Genomic DNA, 17,054 nt, shown 5'->3' with positions numbered 1-17,054 from the left:
GTTCCCCGGGCCACCGCCTGTTCGTACGCTGTGTTCCCTCAGTCCGTCGGCCGCTTCAGGCGGGCGACGAACTTGTACCGGTCACCCCGGTAGACCGAGCGCACCCACTCCACCGGTTCGCCCTGGCCGTCGATGGAATGGCGGGAGAGCATCAGCATCGGCAGCCCCACGTCCGTACCCAGCAGACCGGCCTCGCGCGGGGTGGCGAGCGAGGTCTCGATGGTCTCCTCGGCCTCGGCGAGGCGGACGTCGTACACCTCGGCGAGCGCGGTGTAGAGCGAGGTGTACTTCACCAGTGAACGGCGCAGCGCCGGGAAGCGTTTGGCCGAAAGGTGGGTGGTCTCGATCGCCATCGGCTCTCCGCTGGCGAGCCGCAGCCGCTCGATGCGCAGCACGCGTCCGCCCGTCGAGATGTCCAGCAGGCCGGCGAGGGTGTCGTCCGCCGTGACGTAGCCGATGTCGAGCAGCTGGGACGTCGGCTCCAGCCCCTGGGCGCGCATGTCCTCGGTGTACGAGGTCAGCTGGAGCGCCTGGGAGACCTTCGGCTTGGCGACGAAGGTCCCCTTGCCCTGGATGCGTTCGAGCCGGCCCTCGACGACCAGCTCCTGGAGGGCCTGGCGCACGGTGGTGCGCGAGGTGTCGAACTCGGCCGCCAGGGTGCGTTCGGGCGGCACCGGGGTGCCGGGCGGCAAGGTGTCGGTCATGTCGAGGAGATGCCGCTTGAGCCGGTAGTACTTCGGTACGCGCGCGGTGCGCGTACCGTTGCCGGTCTCGCTCCCCGAACTGCCGTCGTCGGCACCCATGGCCCGCCTTCCCGACGCTTGCGTTGCTGCCGTCACCGGCTCCTCCGTCTGTCGCGGCTCACATGGTGGCACGGTCCGGTCACGGGTCGTCGCCCTCCCTTAGGTGTCGGTCCTATAACGGACGCGAGTGCACTTCTTATACACCCTTGACACCCCTAAAGGTCTAGGCCAAGCTCCCGGTACTGGTCTAAACCATTAAAGACCAGGTCCAGCCCCAGCAGAACTCGTCGAATGTCTTCGCGGTGGGTGGGGTTGCAGCATCCCTGAGGAGGGTTTGACGTGAAGCGCAAGCTCATCGCGGCTATCGGTGTCGCGGGCATGTTGGTTTCGGTCGCGGCATGTGGTTCCGACGACAAGGCATCGTCGCAGGACCCGAAGGACCGCAAGGAAAACCTGACCGTCTGGCTCATGGGCGAGGCCCAGTCGACCTGGCCCGAACTGGTCAAGGACGTCAATGCCGAGTTCAAGAAGAAGTACCCGGGTGTCACGGTCAAGGTTCAGTACCAGCAGTGGGCCGACAAGGTCAAGAAGCTGGACACCTCCCTCGGTGGCGACAAATTCCCGGACGTTGTCGAACTCGGCAACACCGAGACCATGCAGTACATCCTCAATGGTGCGCTCGGGGAAATCGACCCCTCGAAGTACGAGAACTCGGACTCCTGGATCAAGGGTCTGAAGGACACCTGCACCTTTGAGGGCAAGACGTACTGCGTTCCTTACTACGCCAGTGCCCGTCTGGCCGTCTACAACCAGGACATGCTGAAGGCCGGTACCGGCAGCGACGTCCTCCCGCAGACCGAGGACGAGTTCCTCAAGGCGATGGACAAGGTCTCCGCCGAGCTGGCCAAGACGGACAAGCGCGCCTCCTCGCTCTACTTCCCGGGCCGCTACTGGTACGCCGCGATGTCCTACGTCGCCGCCTACGGTGGCGAGATAGCCACGTACGACGAGGGCTCCAAGGAGTGGAAGGGCGCGCTCTCCACCCCCGAGGCGCAGAAGGGCATCCAGCACTTCGTCGACCTGGTCAAGAAGTACAACAAGGCCGACGTGACGAAGGACGAGCAGGACCACGCCAACGTCATGGCCAACGAGAAGGCCGCCGTCATCTACGGCCAGGCCTGGGAGGCCGGCAGCGTCACGGGTGGCGAGAACGGCAACCCGAAGCTCGAGGGCAAGATCGCCACGGCCGGCATCCCCGGCCCCGAGGGCAAGGCCCTCCCCTCCTTCATCGGCGGCTCGGACCTCGCGACGATCTCCAAGTCCAAGGTCCAGGACCTCGGCCAGGAGTGGATCGCCCTCTTCACCAACACCAAGGGCGGCGAGGTCCTCGCCTCGAAGAACGTCCTCCCCAACAACGAGAAGCAGCTCGAGCCGCTGAAGACGAAGCCGGAGACGGCCGCCATCGCCAACGCGGTGCCGGACGCCTGGTTCACGCCGATCGCGCCGGGCTGGGCTTCCGTCGAGAAGGAGGAGATCCTCCAGAACATGCTCCTGGAGATCGTCAAGGGCACCTCCGTCGCCGACGCCACCAAGAAGGCCGACGACAAGATCAACGCCCTGATCAACAAGAAGGCCTGACCTTCCGGTCGCCAGGCGGGGCCCGGCAGAGATGCCGGGCCCCCGCCCTCTTCTCGCAAGTGAACGCCGTGAATTCCGGGGCCCGCCTCGGACCCGCGATGGAAGGTCAGCCACGTGTCTGCCGCTGATACCAAGGCCGTCGGGCCGCCGGTCCCTGTACCACCCGACCCGCACCCGACCGGGAAGTCGTCCTCCGACGACGATGCGCCCCGGGTACAGAAGAGGAAGCGGAAGAAGGGTGCACTCCTCCCCTACTTCCTGATCCTCCCGGCGATCGTGGCGATCGCCGCCGTCTACCTCTACCCGCTCAGCAAGACGGTCATCATGTCCTTCCAGGACATGGGCCGGCGTGAACTGTGGTCCGGAGAGCCTGCCCCCTGGGTGGGCTTCGAACAGTTCACCAACATCCTCGGCGACCCAGAGTTCTGGTGGGTCACCTTCCGCACGATCGTCTTCATGGCCATCTGTGTGACGCTCACCATGGGTATCGGGCTGCTGGTCGCCCTGCTCATGCGCAAGCTCTCCACCTGGGTCCGGCTCGTCCTGACGGTGGCACTGATCGCCGCCTGGTCGATGCCGCTGATGGTCGCCGCCTCGATCTTCCGGTTCATGGCCGACTCCGACTACGGCCTGATCAACACGCTGATCGCCAAGGTCGTCGGTGAGGACTGGCTCGGCCACAACTGGTACCTCAACCCGGTCCAGGGCTTCGGCATCATCACCCTGCTGGTCGTCTGGGGCGCCATCCCGTTCGTCGTCGTCACCCTGTACGCCGCCCTCACCCAGGTCCCCCAGGAGCTGGAGGAGGCCGCCGCGCTCGACGGCGCCAGCGCCTACGGCATCTACAAGTTCGTCACCTGGCCGGTCATCAAGCCGGTCTTCACCATGGTCGCCACCCTCTCGGTGATCTGGGACTTCAACGTCTTCGGCCAGATCTGGCTGCTGCGCGGCAACAAGCCCGAGCCGGAGTACGAAACCCTCGGCCTCTACTCCTACTCCAAGGCGTTCGAGTCCACCTCCTTCAGCCAGGGCTCCGCGATCGCCCTGATCACGGTGCTGCTGCTGTCCGGTGTGGCCGTGTACTACCTGCGCCAGCTCATGAAGACGGGAGAGGTCGAATGAGCAGCACGACCGAGACACAGGCGCTGCGCCCGGACCGGAAGAAGAGCCGGCTCCACCTGGACATCATCGGCCTCTGCATCGCCGTGGTCATGATCTTCCCGGTCTACTGGCTGGTCATCAGCGCCCTGCGGCCCAACCAGGAGATCCGCAGCTACGACCAGACCCTGTGGCCCACGTCGATCACCTTCGATAACTTCGAACGCGCGATCAACATGCCCAACTTCGCCACCGCCATCCAGTCCAGCCTGATCGTCGCCGTCACCGCGGTGGTCGGCGGCATGATCATCGCGACGCTGGCGGCCCTGGCGATCGGCCGGTTCCGGTTCTTCGGCCGCAAGCCCCTGCTGCTGATCATGATCCTGGTCCAGATGCTGCCGCCGACGGCGATGCTCATCCCGATCTACGCCCAGCTCAACGCCATGGGCGGGATCGACGAGTACTGGGGCCTGATCGTCGTCTACCTGGTCTCCACGCTGCCCTTCGCCACCATCATGATCCGCGGCTTCGTCGTGAACATCCCGGTGGAGCTGGAGGAGTCCGCGATGGTCGACGGGCTGACCCGCTTCGGCGCCTTCCGCAAGGTGATCTTCCCGCTGCTCGCCCCCGGGCTCGCCGCCGCGTCGATCTTCGCCCTGGTGAACGCGTGGAACGAGTACCTCTTCGCGTACATCCTGATCAACGACAACTCCAAGTACACGCTGAACGTGTGGCTGATGACGTTCACCACCGAGCGCGGAACGGACTACGGCGCACTCATGGCGGCCTCGACCATGATCGCCCTGCCCGTCGTCATCTTCTTCATGATCATCCAGAAGAAGATGGCCGCAGGTCTCACCTCCGGCGCTGTGAAGGGATAGTGCGGGCCCATGACCACCCTCGTTTCCACCACGGACACCCTGACGCGCGACGCGCTCGCGGTGCTCCAGCCCGGATTCACCGGAACCACCGCACCGGACTGGCTGCTGCGCCGCGTCGGTGAAGGGCTCACCTCCGTCGGGCTGTTCGGGCGCAACATCGAATCGCCCGAGCAGCTCGCCGCCCTCACCGCGCGGCTGCGCTCCGAGCGGGACGATGTCCTCGTCGCCATCGACGAGGAGGGCGGCGATGTGACCCGCCTGGAGGTCAGGGACGGCTCCTCGTTCCCGGGCAACTTGGCCCTCGGCTCGGTCGACGACACCGACCTCACCCGGGCCGTCGCCCACGAGCTCGGCCGGCGGCTCGCCGTGTGCGGCGTCAACCTGAACTGGGCGCCGTCCGCGGACGTCAACTCCAACCCGGGCAACCCGGTCATCGGCGTCCGCTCCTTCGGCGCCGACACCGCCCTGGTGGCCCGGCACACCGCGGCGTACGTCGAGGGGCTCCAGGCCGCCGGCGTCGCCGCCTGCACCAAGCACTTCCCCGGCCACGGCGACACCGCGGTCGACTCGCACCTGGCGACGCCCCGCATCGATGTGGACCTCGACACCCTGCACGCCCGTGAGCTGCTGCCTTTCCGGGCGGCCATCGCGGCGGGTTCCAAATCGGTGATGAGCGCGCATATCCTGCTTCCCGCACTCGACCCGGACCGCCCCGCCACCCTGAGCCCGCGGATCCTCACCGGTCTGCTCCGCCAGGAGCTGGGCTACGACGGCCTGATCGTCACCGACGGCGTGGAGATGGAAGCGATCTCCAGGACCTACGGCATCGAGCGCGGATCGGTCCTCGCCATCGCCGCGGGCGCCGACGCGATCTGCGTCGGCGGCGGGCTGGCCGACGAGGAGACGGTGCTGCGTCTGCGCGACGCCCTCGTGGCGGCCGTACGCAACGGAGACCTGGCCGAGGAGCGGCTCGCCGACGCGGCCGCCCGTGTACGAGCCCTCGCGTCCTGGACGCAGGGGGCCCGGGGGGATGTCCCGGAGCCGGGCGCGGAAGTGCAGGAGGGGACCGCGCCCGGCACCGGAGTCAGCTCCGACGTCGGCCTGGTGGCCGCCCGCCGCGCGATCACGGTCACCGGCACCGGGGACCGGCTCACCGAGCCGGGTTACGTCGCGGAGTTCTCCGCGGTCGCGAACATCGCGGTCGGCGCCGAGACCCCCTGGGGCATCGCCGCCGGACTCACCCGGCTCCTGCCGGGCACCGAGGCGGCCACGTACACCGACGAGAGCGCCGACCCGGCGGCCGAGGTGGTCGCCGCGGCGGGGGAGCGGCGCATCGTCGCCGTCGTCCGCGACGAACACCGCCACGCCTGGATGGGCCGGGCGCTGGACGCCCTGCTGGCGGCCCGCCCGGACACGATCGTGGTCGAGATGGGCGTCCCGGCGTCCACCCCCCGGGGAGCCCTCCACATCGCCACCCACGGCGCCTCCCGGGTCTGCGGCCAGGCGGCGGCGGAAGCGGCGACGGGGGCGTAGGGCGTGTCCGGCGGATCTTGACCGGGTCCGCGACGCCCGGCACGCCCTAGGCCGAGCCGTCCGGCGGTGACCGGGCGGATCGGACCCGTCCGGCGTTCCGGGACAAGGCCGTCGGGCCGGTCGCGCGAGCCCGTCCGGCGATCGAGGCAGAGCCTCTCGCCGGACGGGCGGTACAACGGGAAGGGCCAGGACACCGTGAGGTGTCCTGGCCCTTCCCGTACGTACAGCCGTACGGAGTTACAGCCCCTGCCACGCGGGCTTCGCCGCGTACGTGGCGCGGAAGTAGTCCGCCAGCTTCAGCTTGGACGCGGCGGCCTCGTCCACCACCACCGTCGCGTGCGGGTGCAGCTGGAGCGCCGAGGCCGGCACGACCGAGGCGACCGGCCCCTCCACGGTCTGGGCGATGGCCTCCGCCTTGCCCTCGCCGGTGGCCAGCAGGACGGGGTGCCGGGAGTCCAGGATGGTCCCGATGCCCTGGGTGATCACGTGGTGCGGCACCTGGTCGATGTCGTCGTCGAAGAAGCGGGCGTTGTCCACCCGGGTCTGCTCGGTCAGCGTCTTGATCCGGGTGCGCGAGGAGAGCGAGGAGCACGGCTCGTTGAAGCCGATGTGCCCGTCGGTGCCGATGCCGAGCAGCTGGAGGTCGACCCCGCCGGCCTCGGCCAGGGCGCGGTCGTACGCCTCGCAGGCGGCCTGGACGTCCTCCGCGGAGCCGTCCGGGCCCATGAAGGACGCCTCGGAGAGCCCGAGCGGCTCGACGACCTCACGCAGGACCACGGAGCGGTACGACTCCGGGTGGCCCACGGGCAGCCCGACGTACTCGTCCAGCTGGCAGATGCGGGCGCGCGAGGCGTCGACGGCACCGGCGGCGACCTTGGCCGCCAGCGCGCGGTAGATGGGCAGCGGGGTAGAGCCGGTGGCAACGCCGAGCAGGGCGTCGGGCTTGCGGCTGAGCAGGGAGGCGATGGCCTCCGCGATCAGTTCGCCGCCTGCCGTGGCGTCCGGGACGATGACAACTTCCACGCTGTGCCTGCCGATCTGATGAGTGGAACCGTGTGGTATAGACCAATCAAGGGTCAATCTAGCAGAATCGCGCAGCCGTGCGGTGAACGGCCCGCCTGTCGGTCCCCCCGCCCTGCCCGCTGGCGGACCCCGCGTTTGCCTGGTCGACTTGGACGGTACGGCGCCGGCGGCGCGGTCCGCGGGCGGCTCCGTACGCCACCGCCGACGACACCGCATGGGAGGCACCCCACATGTCAGCCACCCCTCCGCCCGGCCCGGACGACCAGGGCGACGTGCCCGGCCGCATCATGTCCGGCGAGATGGCCGAGCAGCCCGCGATGCTGCGGCGCATCCTCGACCAGGGGGCGCCCCGCATCCGCGAGGTGGCCACGGAGATCGCGGCCCGCGCGCCCCGCTTCGTCCTGCTCACCGCGCGCGGCACCTCGGACAACGCGGCGCTGTACGCGAAGTACCTGCTGGAGATCCGGCGCGGCCTGCCCTGCGGCCTCGCGTCCATGTCCACCACGACGGCGTACGGGGCCGAGCCCGATCTGCGGGACGTCCTGGTGATCACCGTCAGCCAGTCGGGCGGCTCGCCGGACCTGGTGGCCTCCACGAAGGCCGCCCGGGACGCCGGTGCCGTCACCCTCGCGGTGACCAACAACCCGGACTCCGCCCTCGCGGCGGTCTCCGAGTACCACATCGACATCCTGGCGGGCCCGGAGAAGGCGCTCCCGGCCACCAAGACGTACACGGCCTCCCTGCTCTCCCTCTACCTCTTCGTGGAGGGGCTGGGCGGCGGTGACGGCACCGAGGCGGCCGCGGTCCTGCCCGACCTGGCGGGCGCGATCCTGGGCCGCCGGGCCGAGGTCAAGGCGCTGGCCTCCCGCTACCGCTTCGCCGAGCGCATGGTGATCACCTCGCGCGGCTACGGCTACCCCACGGCCAAGGAGGCGGCCCTCAAGCTCATGGAGACGAGCTACATCCCGGCTCTCTCCTACTCGGGCGCCGACCTGCTGCACGGCCCGCTGGCGATGGTCGACAACATCTCCCCGGTGATCGCCGTGGTCACCGACGGCCGGGGCGGCGAGGCGCTCCAGCCGGTGCTCGACCGGCTGCGCGGGCGGGGCGCCGACCTGTTCGTGGTCGGCCCGAAGGCCCAGGTGGAGGCGGCCTCGGCGGGCTTCTCGCTGCCGACGACGGGGGTGCCGGAGGAGTTGCAGCCGATCCTGGAGATCCTGCCGCTTCAGATGCTGGCGTACGAGGTGACCATCGCGCGCGGCCAGGACCCGGACTCCCCGCGCGCCCTGGCCAAGGTCACGGAGACGCGCTGAGCGGACGGACGCGGGGGGCGAGGCCACCGCGGGACTGCCGGGACGACCCCCGGAAACACCCGCGGGCCGCGGCGCCAGGACGGGACCCTCAGCCCGCCCGGCACCGCAGCCCGGAGCTACCTGGCCGGCGGTGTGCGGTGCCGTCGGCCACAGGAGGCACCTTGCGCGGTCAGGGCAGAGAGCGCCGGGTGCCTCGGTCCGCTCTCCGTGCGGGGAGAGCGGAGGTCGTGGTGAACTCATTGTGGACTAGACCAATTGCTCGTGTCCATCCATGTGCACGACATTCTCCGGCCGTGCGCCGCGCCCCGTCCATCGGCGTCCGGCCCGTGGGCGCCCCGCCCGCCGGCGCCCTGCCTTTCCGCACGGCCCGCCGGGCCGACTGGTTCGAACACTTCCGTTAACCCCGGGTACGCTCCACAGGTGCCCTCCATGAACGACCTCGTCCGCCAGCACACCGCTCTGAGCGACACCGACCTCGAGTGGCTCCATCTGCTGGTCTCGGAGTGGCAACTGCTCTCCGACCTCTCCTTCGCCGACCTGGTGCTGTGGGTCCCCACCCGCGACGGCACGCGGTACGTCTCCGTCGCCCAGATGCGGCCCAACACCGGCCCCACCTCCTACCAGGACGACATGGTCGGCCACCTGGTGCCGCGCGGCCGCCGCCCGCTGCTCGACGCGGCCCTGGACGAGGGCCGCATCGTGCGCGAGGGCGACCCGGAGTGGCGCGAGGAGGTCCCCGTACGGGTCGAGTCCATCCCCGTACGCCGTGAGGGCCGGGTCCTCGGTGTGATCGCCCGCAACACCAACCTGCTCACCGTGCGCACCCCCTCCCGGCTGGAGCTCACCTACCTCCAGTCCGCCTCCGACCTGGCCCAGATGATCGCCGCCGGGGCCTTCCCCTTCCCCGGCCAGCAGGTCGACATGGACGCCTCCCCGCGCGTCGGTGACGGCCTGATCCGGCTGGACGCGGACGGGGTCGTGCAGTACGCCAGCCCCAACGGCCTCTCCGCCTACCACCGCCTCGGCCTCGCCTCCGACCTGGTCGGCCATCACCTGGGCACCACCACCGCCGAACTGGCGCCCTCCCGGGGGCCGGTGGACGAGGCGCTGGTCAAGGTGGCCAGCGGGTACGCGCCGCGCGAGTTCGAGGTGGAGGGCGCGGGCGGGGTGATCCAGCTGCGGGCCATCCCGCTCAAGCCCAAGGGCGTCCGCATCGGCTCCCTGGTCCTGCTCCGGGACGTCACCGAACTGCGCCGCCGCGAACGCGAGTTGATCACCAAGGACGCGACCATCCGGGAGATCCACCACCGGGTGAAGAACAACCTCCAGACGGTGGCCGCCCTGTTGCGCCTCCAGGCCCGCCGGATGGACTCCGAACAGGGGCGCGAGGCGCTCAACGAGGCGGTGCGGCGGGTCGGTTCGATCGCCATCGTCCACGAGACGCTCTCGCAGAACCTGGACGAGCGCGTCGAGTTCGACGAGATCGCCGACCGGGTCATCGCGATGGTCTCCGAGATCTCACCCGGCAAGGTGACCTGCCGGCGCACCGGACGCTTCGGCATACTCGACGCCGAGGTGGCCACCCCGCTCTCCATGGTGCTCACCGAAGTCCTCCAGAACGCCCTGGAACACGCCTTCGCCGTGGCCGATCAGGGCACGGTGGAGGTCTCCGCCGTGCGCGGCGGCTCACCCACCGAGGGCCGGCTGCTCATCACCGTCACCGACGACGGGCGGGGCCTGCCGGAGGGGTTCGACCCGCAGCAGGCCGGCAATCTGGGGCTCCAGATCGTACGGACGCTGGTGGAGGGCGAGTTGGGCGGCACGTTCGGCATGGTCCCGGCGCCGGAGCGCGGCACCCAGGTGGTGCTGGACCTGCCGGTGCGCGGCGACAAGTAGCCCGCGGGGGCACACGGCACACAGCAGAGCGGGCCCGGACCGTGGTGACGGTCCGGGCCCGCTCCGTGATGCTCACGTTGCGATGCGCTCCGGGATACTGCGCGCTGCGACTCGAAGGCGGGGCTGTGCGCACGCTCTGTACGCGCCGCCTGGCTGAGGCGTGTTCGTGGGGGGCGTCGGTCAGGCGCTGGCGTTACGCGCCCGGTTGCGAGCGGCACGGCGCTTCATCGCGCGGCGCTCGTCCTCGCTGAGGCCACCCCAGACGCCGGAGTCCTGGCCGGACTCGAGCGCCCACTGCAGGCACTGCTCCATGACGGGGCAGCGACGGCAGACGGCCTTGGCTTCCTCGATCTGCAGCAGCGCAGGACCGGTGTTGCCGATGGGGAAGAACAGCTCGGGGTCTTCCTCACGACAAACGGCGTTGTGACGCCAGTCCATGGCTGCTACCTCTCCTTGGTATTACACGCTTGTTGCTTGTGAATGTGAACGCTTTCACGAATCCCCCCACAGATGACGGGCCGACTCCCAGAAGGACTGGGTGTGGTCTGTGATGGTGAGGAGGGGTTCTGGCTCTCAGGGAGGCCGGTGTTGCGGGCCGTCCCGATCGCCATGTAGAGATTCGCAAACCTCGGCTGCGGATACAACCCCTTCTGGAAAGTTTTTTTTGATTCCTCGGTGTCGACTAGGTCACAGGCGCACTTCTTAGGGGTGGGACCCAGGCCAAACGTTCGAGTTAAAGGACTTTCGGCCCTTCCACTCACACAATCACACGCAGTGCACGGCGTACGCCTGTGAACGTCACGCTCGTACGCAGTCCCAGGTGGTCGCCGTCCATCTGGAAGGGCAGTGGGACCTTTGAATGCAAGGTGAAGTCCGTGAGGTCGTGCAGTGAAACGGCGTGCTTCCCGCGAGGCCCTCTGTCGGGGCTCGAAGTGAGCAGCTGAGTGCCGTACAGAGCCACCGCCGGGGTGGACAGACGCTTCAGTCCGAGGACGTCCAGGGCGGTGTCGAACGAGGCCTTCGGAGAGGCGTACACCGGACGATTCCCCAGGTAGGTCCAGGGGGCGGTGTTGCAGATTATGGAGAGCGCGAGGTCGGTCACAGGCTCCTGGCCGGGCACGTCGAGCGTGATCTGCCCGTGCCGGCGGTGGGCCTCGTTCAGGAACTGCCGCACCACCTGGCGCACGTACAGCGCGTGCGTCGACCGCTTGCCGATCTCGCGCTTCTGTTCGACCCGGCCGACCACTCCGGCGTCGAAACCGAGACCGGCGCAGAAAGTGAACCAGCGTTCGGGTACGGACTCGTCCTCGGTGCCCGGGGTGCCGGCCGCGAGCCCCAGGCCGACCGTGCGCTCGCTCCGGTTCTCCAGGGCGTCCAGGATCGCGCCGGTCGCCTCCACGGCGTCGTTGGGCAGCCCCAGGGCGCGCGCGAAGACATTGGTGGAGCCGCCGGGCACCACGGCGAGCTTCGGGAGGCTGTCGACGTCCGGGCCCCGGTGCAGCAGCCCGTTCACGACCTCGTTCACCGTGCCGTCACCGCCGAGGGCGACCACCAGGTCGATCTCGTCGCTGTCGGCCGCCCGCCGCCCCAGGTCCCGCGCGTGACCCCGGTACTCCGTGGTCACCGCCTCCAGCTTCATCTCGCTGGCCAGGGCGTGGATGAGGACGTCACGGGTGCGTGCACTGGTGGTGGTGGCTGCCGGGTTGACCACGAGAAGTGCGCGCATGCCCGCCAGAGTACCTACCGGGCGGTTCGGTGCCGAAGTCGCGGTTCGCCGCGCTCCGGACCGGTGACGTTCCGTGACGCCCTCTCCGTACGTGACATGCGCCGCGCCCACGCACCCCGGCTTCACTTCCGGGCCCCGGGGATGCCAACCTGAAGGGCGTGAGCACTGAAGCGACCTCCTCCACCCCCTCGCCCGCCGCGACGGAGCGCCCGCGAAGGATCACCGTCCTCGCCGGGATCAACGCCCTCGAAGGCGCCGCGCTCGCGGTCGGCGGGCTCTGCCTGCTGGTCATGGGGATCCTCGGGCGCCCCGAGAGCCCGCAGCAGGCGGAGACGGTCGGCATCACGCTGATCGCGCTGGGCGCCATCCCGCTCGTCGCAGCCCGCGGCCTGATGCTGCTGCGCGGCTGGAGCCGGGGCCCGGCGCTGATCACCCAGATCATGGCGCTGCCCGTGGCCTGGACGCTGCTGCGCTCCCAGGGCGCGCTGATCCCCACCGGGATCGTCCTCGCCGCGGTCGCCGTGACCGGCCTGGCGCTCGTCCTGAACCCGGAGACGACCCAGACCCTGGGCCTGCGCAGGGGCGCCGGCAGGGGCCCGGAGGCCTGAGCCCCCGGAAGCCCGTGCCCCGGGGTCCGGGCCCTGCAGGGCTTCCCCGGGGCGGCCCGGTCCGCTCCTGAGGGGCCTACTCCTCGACGAGCAGGCGCTCGCGCAGCTGGGCCAGGGTGCGGGCCAGCAGCCGGGAGACGTGCATCTGCGAGATGCCGACCTCCTGGGCGATCTGCGACTGGGTCATGTTCCCGAAGAACCGCAGCAGCAGGATGCGCTTCTCGCGCGGCGGCAGGTCCTCCAGGAGCGGCTTGAGCGACTCCCGGTACTCCACGCCCTCCAGCGCCTCGTCCTCCGAGCCCAGCGTGTCGGCGACCGCGGGGGACTCGTCGTCCGTGTCCGGCACGTCCAGCGAGAGCGTGCTGTACGCGTTGGCCGACTCCAGCCCCTCCAGCACCTCCTCCTCGGAGATGCCGAGCCGCTCGGCCAGCTCGTGCACGGTCGGCGAGCGGCCGTGCTGCTGGGAGAGCTCGGCGGTGGCCGTGGTCAGCGAGAGACGCAGCTCCTGGAGGCGGCGCGGCACCCGCACCGCCCAGCCCTTGTCCCGGAAGTGACGCTTGATCTCGCCGACGACCGTGGGGGTCGCGTACGTCGAGAACTCCACGCCCCGGTCCGGGTCGAACCGGTCCACCGACTTGATCAGCCCGATCGTGGCGACCTGGGTCAGGTCGTCCAGCGGCTCCCCGCGGTTGCGGAAGCGCCGGGCCAGATGCTCCACCAGGGGCAGATGCATCCGCACCAGCCGGTTGCGCAGCTCCGCCTTCTCCGCGGAGCCGTCGGGAAGCGCCCGCAACTCGACGAACAGGGCCCGCGCCCCGCTGCGGTCGTGTGGATCGTGGTGCCCGTGCTCGCTCATCTGGCCCGCCCGCTCTGCCTGCGACTGCTCCGCCGCGACGCTGAGGCTCTGGGACCCGTCCGCTCCGTCCACCGGATGCGGCCGGGCCTGTTGCTCCGGGATGCCTGCTGGGCGCACCACCCCGGATCGGATCGTCTCGTCCCGCACAGGACCGTCCCCGTTCCCCTCGCTCACGCCGGCCCGGGGCCCGCGCCGCGCTGTTTGTAGAGGCTGATGCTGACCGTACGGTCGTCGGCGACCGTGGAGTCGACCTTGCCGGCCAGTGCGGAGAGCACCGTCCAGGCGAAGGTGTCACGCTCGGGTGCGCGGCCGTCCGTCGTGGGGGCCGACACCGTCACCTCGAGAGAGTCGTCGATGAGCCGGAACACGCAGCTGAGGACGGAGCCGGGCACGGCCTGCTGAAGCAGGATCGCGCAGGCCTCGTCGACCGCGATGCGAAGATCCTCGATCTCGTCGAGAGTGAAGTCCAAACGCGCTGCGAGACCGGCCGTGGCCGTTCGCAGCACCGACAGGTAGGCACCCGCAGCGGGCAGCCGGACTTCCACGAAGTCCTGATTCCCGGGCTCGCCTGCGATCTGGGACACCCTCACCTCCAAGGTGGCACAAACTCTTTCGAGGTTCCGGGAAGGGTGGCCCGGAGCCATGCGGTCGGTCGACGGTTCTCAGCTCGGCGACGCTATCGGATCCATGATGCAGTGTCGCCCGCACCCCATCCCCCGACTGTCACTCATGGTAAACCCATGAGTACACACAGTGGCTAGGGGTCTGCGGCGTCCAATTACGAAGAACCGGCGCCGGATTGACGTACCCAGACGTCAGACGATCGAACCGTCCTCGAAGCACCAGCGCCAGCTTTCGCCCGGCTCGAAGCTCCGCATCACCGGGTGACCGGTCTCCCGGAAGTGCCCGGTGGCGTGCCGCAGCGGCGAGGAATCGCAGCAGCCGACGTGCCCGCAGGTCAGGCAGAGCCGCAGCTGCACGGGGTGGGTGCCCGCGGCCAGGCACTCGGGGCAGGTCTCCCCGAGCGGTACGGGCTCGGGGCGTGGCAGATCCGCTACGTGCGCACACTCGCTCATGATGGGCAGGTTACGACGGATCCGAGGACGGTGAGATGGACGCGCTGCCGCTCGTGGCGCTGGTCGCGGCCAGTGCGGCGGTCGCCGGTGCGGCGCGCCGCACCCCGGTCCCCGCCCCGCTCGTCCTGGTCGCCGTCGGCCTCGTCGCGGGCCTGGTGCCGGGCGTCCCGACGTACCACCTGGACGCCCACGTCGTCCTGCCGCTGCTGCTGCCCCCGCTGCTCTACACGGCGGCCGTGGACAGCTCCTACCTCGATCTGCGGGCCAACGTCCGGCCGGTCGCGCTGCTCTCCGTGGGGTACACGCTCTTCGCCACCGTCGCCGTGGGCTGGCTGGCGTACCTCGCCGTCCCGGAGCTGCCGCTCACCGCCGCCCTCGTCCTGGGAGCCGTCGTCGCACCGCCGGACGCCGTGACGGCCGCCGCTATCGCCCGCCGGGTCGGACTGCCCGCCCGCGTCACGACCATCCTTCAGGGTGAGTCGCTGGTGAACGACGCCACCGCGATCACCGCCTTCCGGGTGGCGCTGGCCGCCGCGGTCGGGGAGGGGATGAGCTGGGGTGCCGGGATCACCGAGTTCCTGCTCGCGGCGGTCGGCGGGGTGGGGGTCGGCCTGCTGCTGATGGTGCCGCTGCACTGGTTGCGCACGCACCTGAAGGAGGCCCTTCTCCAGAACACGCTGTCCCTTCTGATCCCGTTCGTGGCGTACGCGGCGGCCGAACGGGTGCACGCCTCCGGGGTCCTCGCCGTGGTCGTCGTCGCCCTCTACCTGGGACACCGCTCCTGGCAGGTCGACTTCGCCACCCGCCTCCAGGAGGCCGCGGTCTGGAAGATGGTCGCCTTCGTCCTGGAGTCCACGGTCTTCGCCCTGATCGGGTTGCAGCTGCCCTTCGTGCTGAAAGGGCTCGAGGCGGGCGGCGCGGCGGCGGCGCTCGGATACGCGGCGATCGTGTTCGCCGCGGTCGTCGCGGTCCGCTTCGTCTGGGTCTATCCGGCGACCTATCTGCCCCGACGGCTCTCCCGGCGCGTACGGGAGCGGGAACCGGACACCGACTGGACCGCGCCCCTGATCGTCGGCTGGGCGGGCATGCGCGGGGTCGTCTCGCTCGCCGTCGCCTTCTCCATCCCGCTGGTCACGCACGACGGCACCCCGTTCCCGGCCCGCAACCTGGTGCTGTTCCTGGCCTTCACCACCGTCATCGCCACGCTGGTGATCCAGGGGCTGACCCTGCCCGTCCTCGTCCGCGTACTGAAACTGCCGGGGCGCGACCCGCAGGCCGAGACCCTCATCGAGGCACAGGCCCAGAGCGAGGCCTCGGTGGCCGCCGAGGCCCGCCTGGAGGAGCTGCTGGCCGCCCCGGGCAACACCCTGCCGCCCCCGCTGGCCGACCGGCTGCGCAGCGCCCTGGAGCGCCGCCGCAACGCCGTCTGGGAGCGGCTGGGGGCGGCCGACCCGGTCACGGGGGAGTCGGCGGACGACACCTACCGCCGGCTCTCCCGCGAGATGATCGAGGCCGAGCGGAAGGTCTTCGTCCGGCTGCGGGACGAGCGGCGGATCGACGACGAGATGATGCGTACGCTGCTGCGCCGGCTGGACCTGGAGGAGGCGGCCGCCTACCGGGAGACGGACGACTCCTGAGGGGGCGGGCCCGGGGAGGGCTTCTGCCGAGCGGCCGACGACTCCTAGGTTGACGACTCCTGGGCCGACGGTTTCTCGGCGGGCGGCGCTTCGGCGGGCGGCGCTTCGGGCGTGCCGGTGATCACCGCGCTCACCCGGGTGCCCGGTGCGAACGCGCCCTCCTCGGCCAGGGCCGTCAGCGCGAAGAGCAGCTTGGCGACGTAGACCCGCTCCACCGGCAGCCCGTGCCGGTCCTCGAAGTCCGCGGCGAAGGCGTCCAGTTCCGGGGTCGTACGGGCGTAGCCGCCGAAGGTGAAGCGCTCCTCCAGCGACCAGTCACCGGCCGGTCCGCCGAACGCCTCCTGCTGGAGCCGGGCGACGGCCTCCCCGAGGAAGCCGCCGCGCAGCACCGGTACGCCCAGGGCGCGCTGCCCGCTCTCCAGCCCGGCCGCCAGCCCGGCCAGGGTGCCGCCGGTCCCGCAGGCCACGGCCGCCACATCGGTGTGCCCGCGCAACTCGCGCCCCAGCGCTGTACAGCCCTGTGCGGCCAGGGCGTTGCTGCCGCCCTCCGGGACCACCTCCACGTCCCCGTACAGGCTCAGCAGCCCCTCCAGGACCTCGGACGAGGCCTTCGCCCGGTAGGTCGTGCGGTCCATGAAGTGCAGCCGCATGCCGTCGGCGGCGCACCGGGCGAGCGAGGGGTTGAGCGGCCGGTGCGCCAGCTCGTCGCCGCGCACCACGCCGATGGTGGGGAACCCCAGCAGCCGGCCGGCCGCGGCGGTGGCCCGCAGGTGGTTGGAGTAGGCGCCGCCGAACGTCAGCACGGTCCGCCCGGCGGCCGCCTCCAGGTTGAGGGCGAGCTTGCGCCACTTGTTGCCCGGCAGGTCGGGGTGGATCAGGTCGTCCCGCTTGAGGAGGAGCGTGATCCCGTGCCGGTCGAAGCGGCCGTCCCGGACCTCCCGCAGCGGGGACGGCACCCGGGGGCGCAGAAGGGACTCGGGGCGGGGCGGGCGGTTCACCCGTTCATTGTCGCCCGCCCCGGTCCGG

At 70.4% G+C, this 17,054-nt stretch carries 16 protein-coding genes; 8 read left to right on the top strand and 8 right to left on the bottom strand.

Features of this window, described 5'->3' with window-relative positions; translation table 11 throughout:
* Positions 1-38 precede the first annotated feature (38 nt).
* A complete protein-coding gene (locus tag AB0917_RS13365; protein ID WP_366819633.1) occupies positions 39-803 on the bottom strand; it encodes a GntR family transcriptional regulator in 765 nt (254 codons plus the stop codon).
* Between the two features lie 279 nt (positions 804-1,082).
* Between AB0917_RS13365 and AB0917_RS13360 the strand changes: the two genes are divergently transcribed.
* The 4 genes from AB0917_RS13360 to AB0917_RS13345 all read left to right on the top strand — a co-directional run bounded on the left by AB0917_RS13360 (position 1,083) and on the right by AB0917_RS13345 (position 5,893).
* The gene (locus AB0917_RS13360) at positions 1,083-2,381 is read left to right on the top strand and encodes a sugar ABC transporter substrate-binding protein (protein WP_366819632.1); all 1,299 of its coding nucleotides are present in this window, start codon (positions 1,083-1,085) and stop codon (positions 2,379-2,381) included.
* 114 nt (positions 2,382-2,495) lie between these two features.
* Positions 2,496-3,503: a sugar ABC transporter permease gene (locus AB0917_RS13355; protein WP_366819631.1), complete on the top strand. Its 1,008-nt coding sequence runs from the start codon at positions 2,496-2,498 to the stop codon at positions 3,501-3,503.
* A complete protein-coding gene (locus AB0917_RS13350) occupies positions 3,500-4,360 on the top strand; it encodes a carbohydrate ABC transporter permease (protein ID WP_366819630.1) in 861 nt (286 codons plus the stop codon). The genes AB0917_RS13355 and AB0917_RS13350 overlap by 4 nt, the downstream gene beginning before the upstream one ends.
* A 9-nt stretch (positions 4,361-4,369) precedes the next feature.
* Positions 4,370-5,893: a glycoside hydrolase family 3 protein gene (locus AB0917_RS13345; RefSeq protein ID WP_366819628.1), complete on the top strand. Its 1,524-nt coding sequence runs from the start codon at positions 4,370-4,372 to the stop codon at positions 5,891-5,893.
* 237 nt (positions 5,894-6,130) lie between these two features.
* Here AB0917_RS13345 and nagB read toward each other — a convergent pair whose 3' ends face one another.
* Entirely contained in the window at positions 6,131-6,916 is a 786-nt protein-coding gene (gene nagB, locus AB0917_RS13340; RefSeq protein ID WP_366819627.1) for a glucosamine-6-phosphate deaminase, read from the bottom strand.
* Between the two features lie 230 nt (positions 6,917-7,146).
* Between nagB and AB0917_RS13335 the strand changes: the two genes are divergently transcribed.
* A complete protein-coding gene (locus tag AB0917_RS13335) occupies positions 7,147-8,229 on the top strand; it encodes an SIS domain-containing protein (RefSeq protein WP_366819626.1) in 1,083 nt (360 codons plus the stop codon).
* A 429-nt stretch (positions 8,230-8,658) separates the two neighbouring features.
* A complete protein-coding gene (locus AB0917_RS13330; RefSeq protein ID WP_366819625.1) occupies positions 8,659-10,125 on the top strand; it encodes a PAS domain-containing sensor histidine kinase in 1,467 nt (488 codons plus the stop codon).
* A 180-nt stretch (positions 10,126-10,305) separates the two neighbouring features.
* Here the strand turns inward: AB0917_RS13330 and AB0917_RS13325 are convergent, their stop codons facing one another.
* A complete protein-coding gene (locus AB0917_RS13325; RefSeq protein WP_003953983.1) occupies positions 10,306-10,563 on the bottom strand; it encodes a WhiB family transcriptional regulator in 258 nt (85 codons plus the stop codon).
* Between the two features lie 319 nt (positions 10,564-10,882).
* A complete protein-coding gene (locus AB0917_RS13320) occupies positions 10,883-11,851 on the bottom strand; it encodes a diacylglycerol kinase family protein (protein ID WP_366819624.1) in 969 nt (322 codons plus the stop codon).
* A 158-nt stretch (positions 11,852-12,009) separates the two neighbouring features.
* Between AB0917_RS13320 and AB0917_RS13315 the strand changes: the two genes are divergently transcribed.
* Complete coding sequence (locus AB0917_RS13315) at positions 12,010-12,459, top strand: hypothetical protein (protein ID WP_366819623.1); 450 nt, start codon at positions 12,010-12,012, stop codon at positions 12,457-12,459.
* Between the two features lie 76 nt (positions 12,460-12,535).
* Here the strand turns inward: AB0917_RS13315 and AB0917_RS13310 are convergent, their stop codons facing one another.
* The 3 genes from AB0917_RS13310 to AB0917_RS13300 form a co-directional block, all read right to left on the bottom strand.
* Positions 12,536-13,462, bottom strand: a complete 927-nt coding sequence (locus AB0917_RS13310; protein ID WP_366819622.1) for an RNA polymerase sigma factor SigF — start codon at positions 13,460-13,462, stop codon at positions 12,536-12,538.
* Between the two features lie 23 nt (positions 13,463-13,485).
* The gene (locus tag AB0917_RS13305; protein WP_014048265.1) at positions 13,486-13,899 is read right to left on the bottom strand and encodes an anti-sigma regulatory factor; all 414 of its coding nucleotides are present in this window, start codon (positions 13,897-13,899) and stop codon (positions 13,486-13,488) included.
* 231 nt (positions 13,900-14,130) lie between these two features.
* On the bottom strand, positions 14,131-14,391 hold the full coding sequence (locus AB0917_RS13300; RefSeq protein ID WP_030560950.1) for a UBP-type zinc finger domain-containing protein: 261 nt from the start codon (positions 14,389-14,391) through the stop codon (positions 14,131-14,133).
* Positions 14,392-14,426: 35 nt separating this feature from the next.
* On the opposite strand from AB0917_RS13300, the gene AB0917_RS13295 reads away from it, so the two are divergent.
* Complete coding sequence (locus tag AB0917_RS13295; RefSeq protein WP_366819621.1) at positions 14,427-16,028, top strand: Na+/H+ antiporter; 1,602 nt, start codon at positions 14,427-14,429, stop codon at positions 16,026-16,028.
* 44 nt (positions 16,029-16,072) lie between these two features.
* On the opposite strand, the gene AB0917_RS13290 is transcribed toward AB0917_RS13295, so the two are convergent.
* Positions 16,073-17,026, bottom strand: coding sequence for a pyridoxal-phosphate dependent enzyme (locus AB0917_RS13290; RefSeq protein WP_366819620.1), 954 nt, complete (start codon positions 17,024-17,026; stop codon positions 16,073-16,075).
* Positions 17,027-17,054 lie beyond the last annotated feature (28 nt).

The organism is Streptomyces sp. NPDC007346 (assembly GCF_040703535.1).
GTDB lineage: Bacteria > Actinomycetota > Actinomycetes > Streptomycetales > Streptomycetaceae > Streptomyces.
The sequence above is the reverse complement of the archived record's forward strand: the minus strand, read 5'-3'. Positions and strand labels throughout refer to the sequence as shown.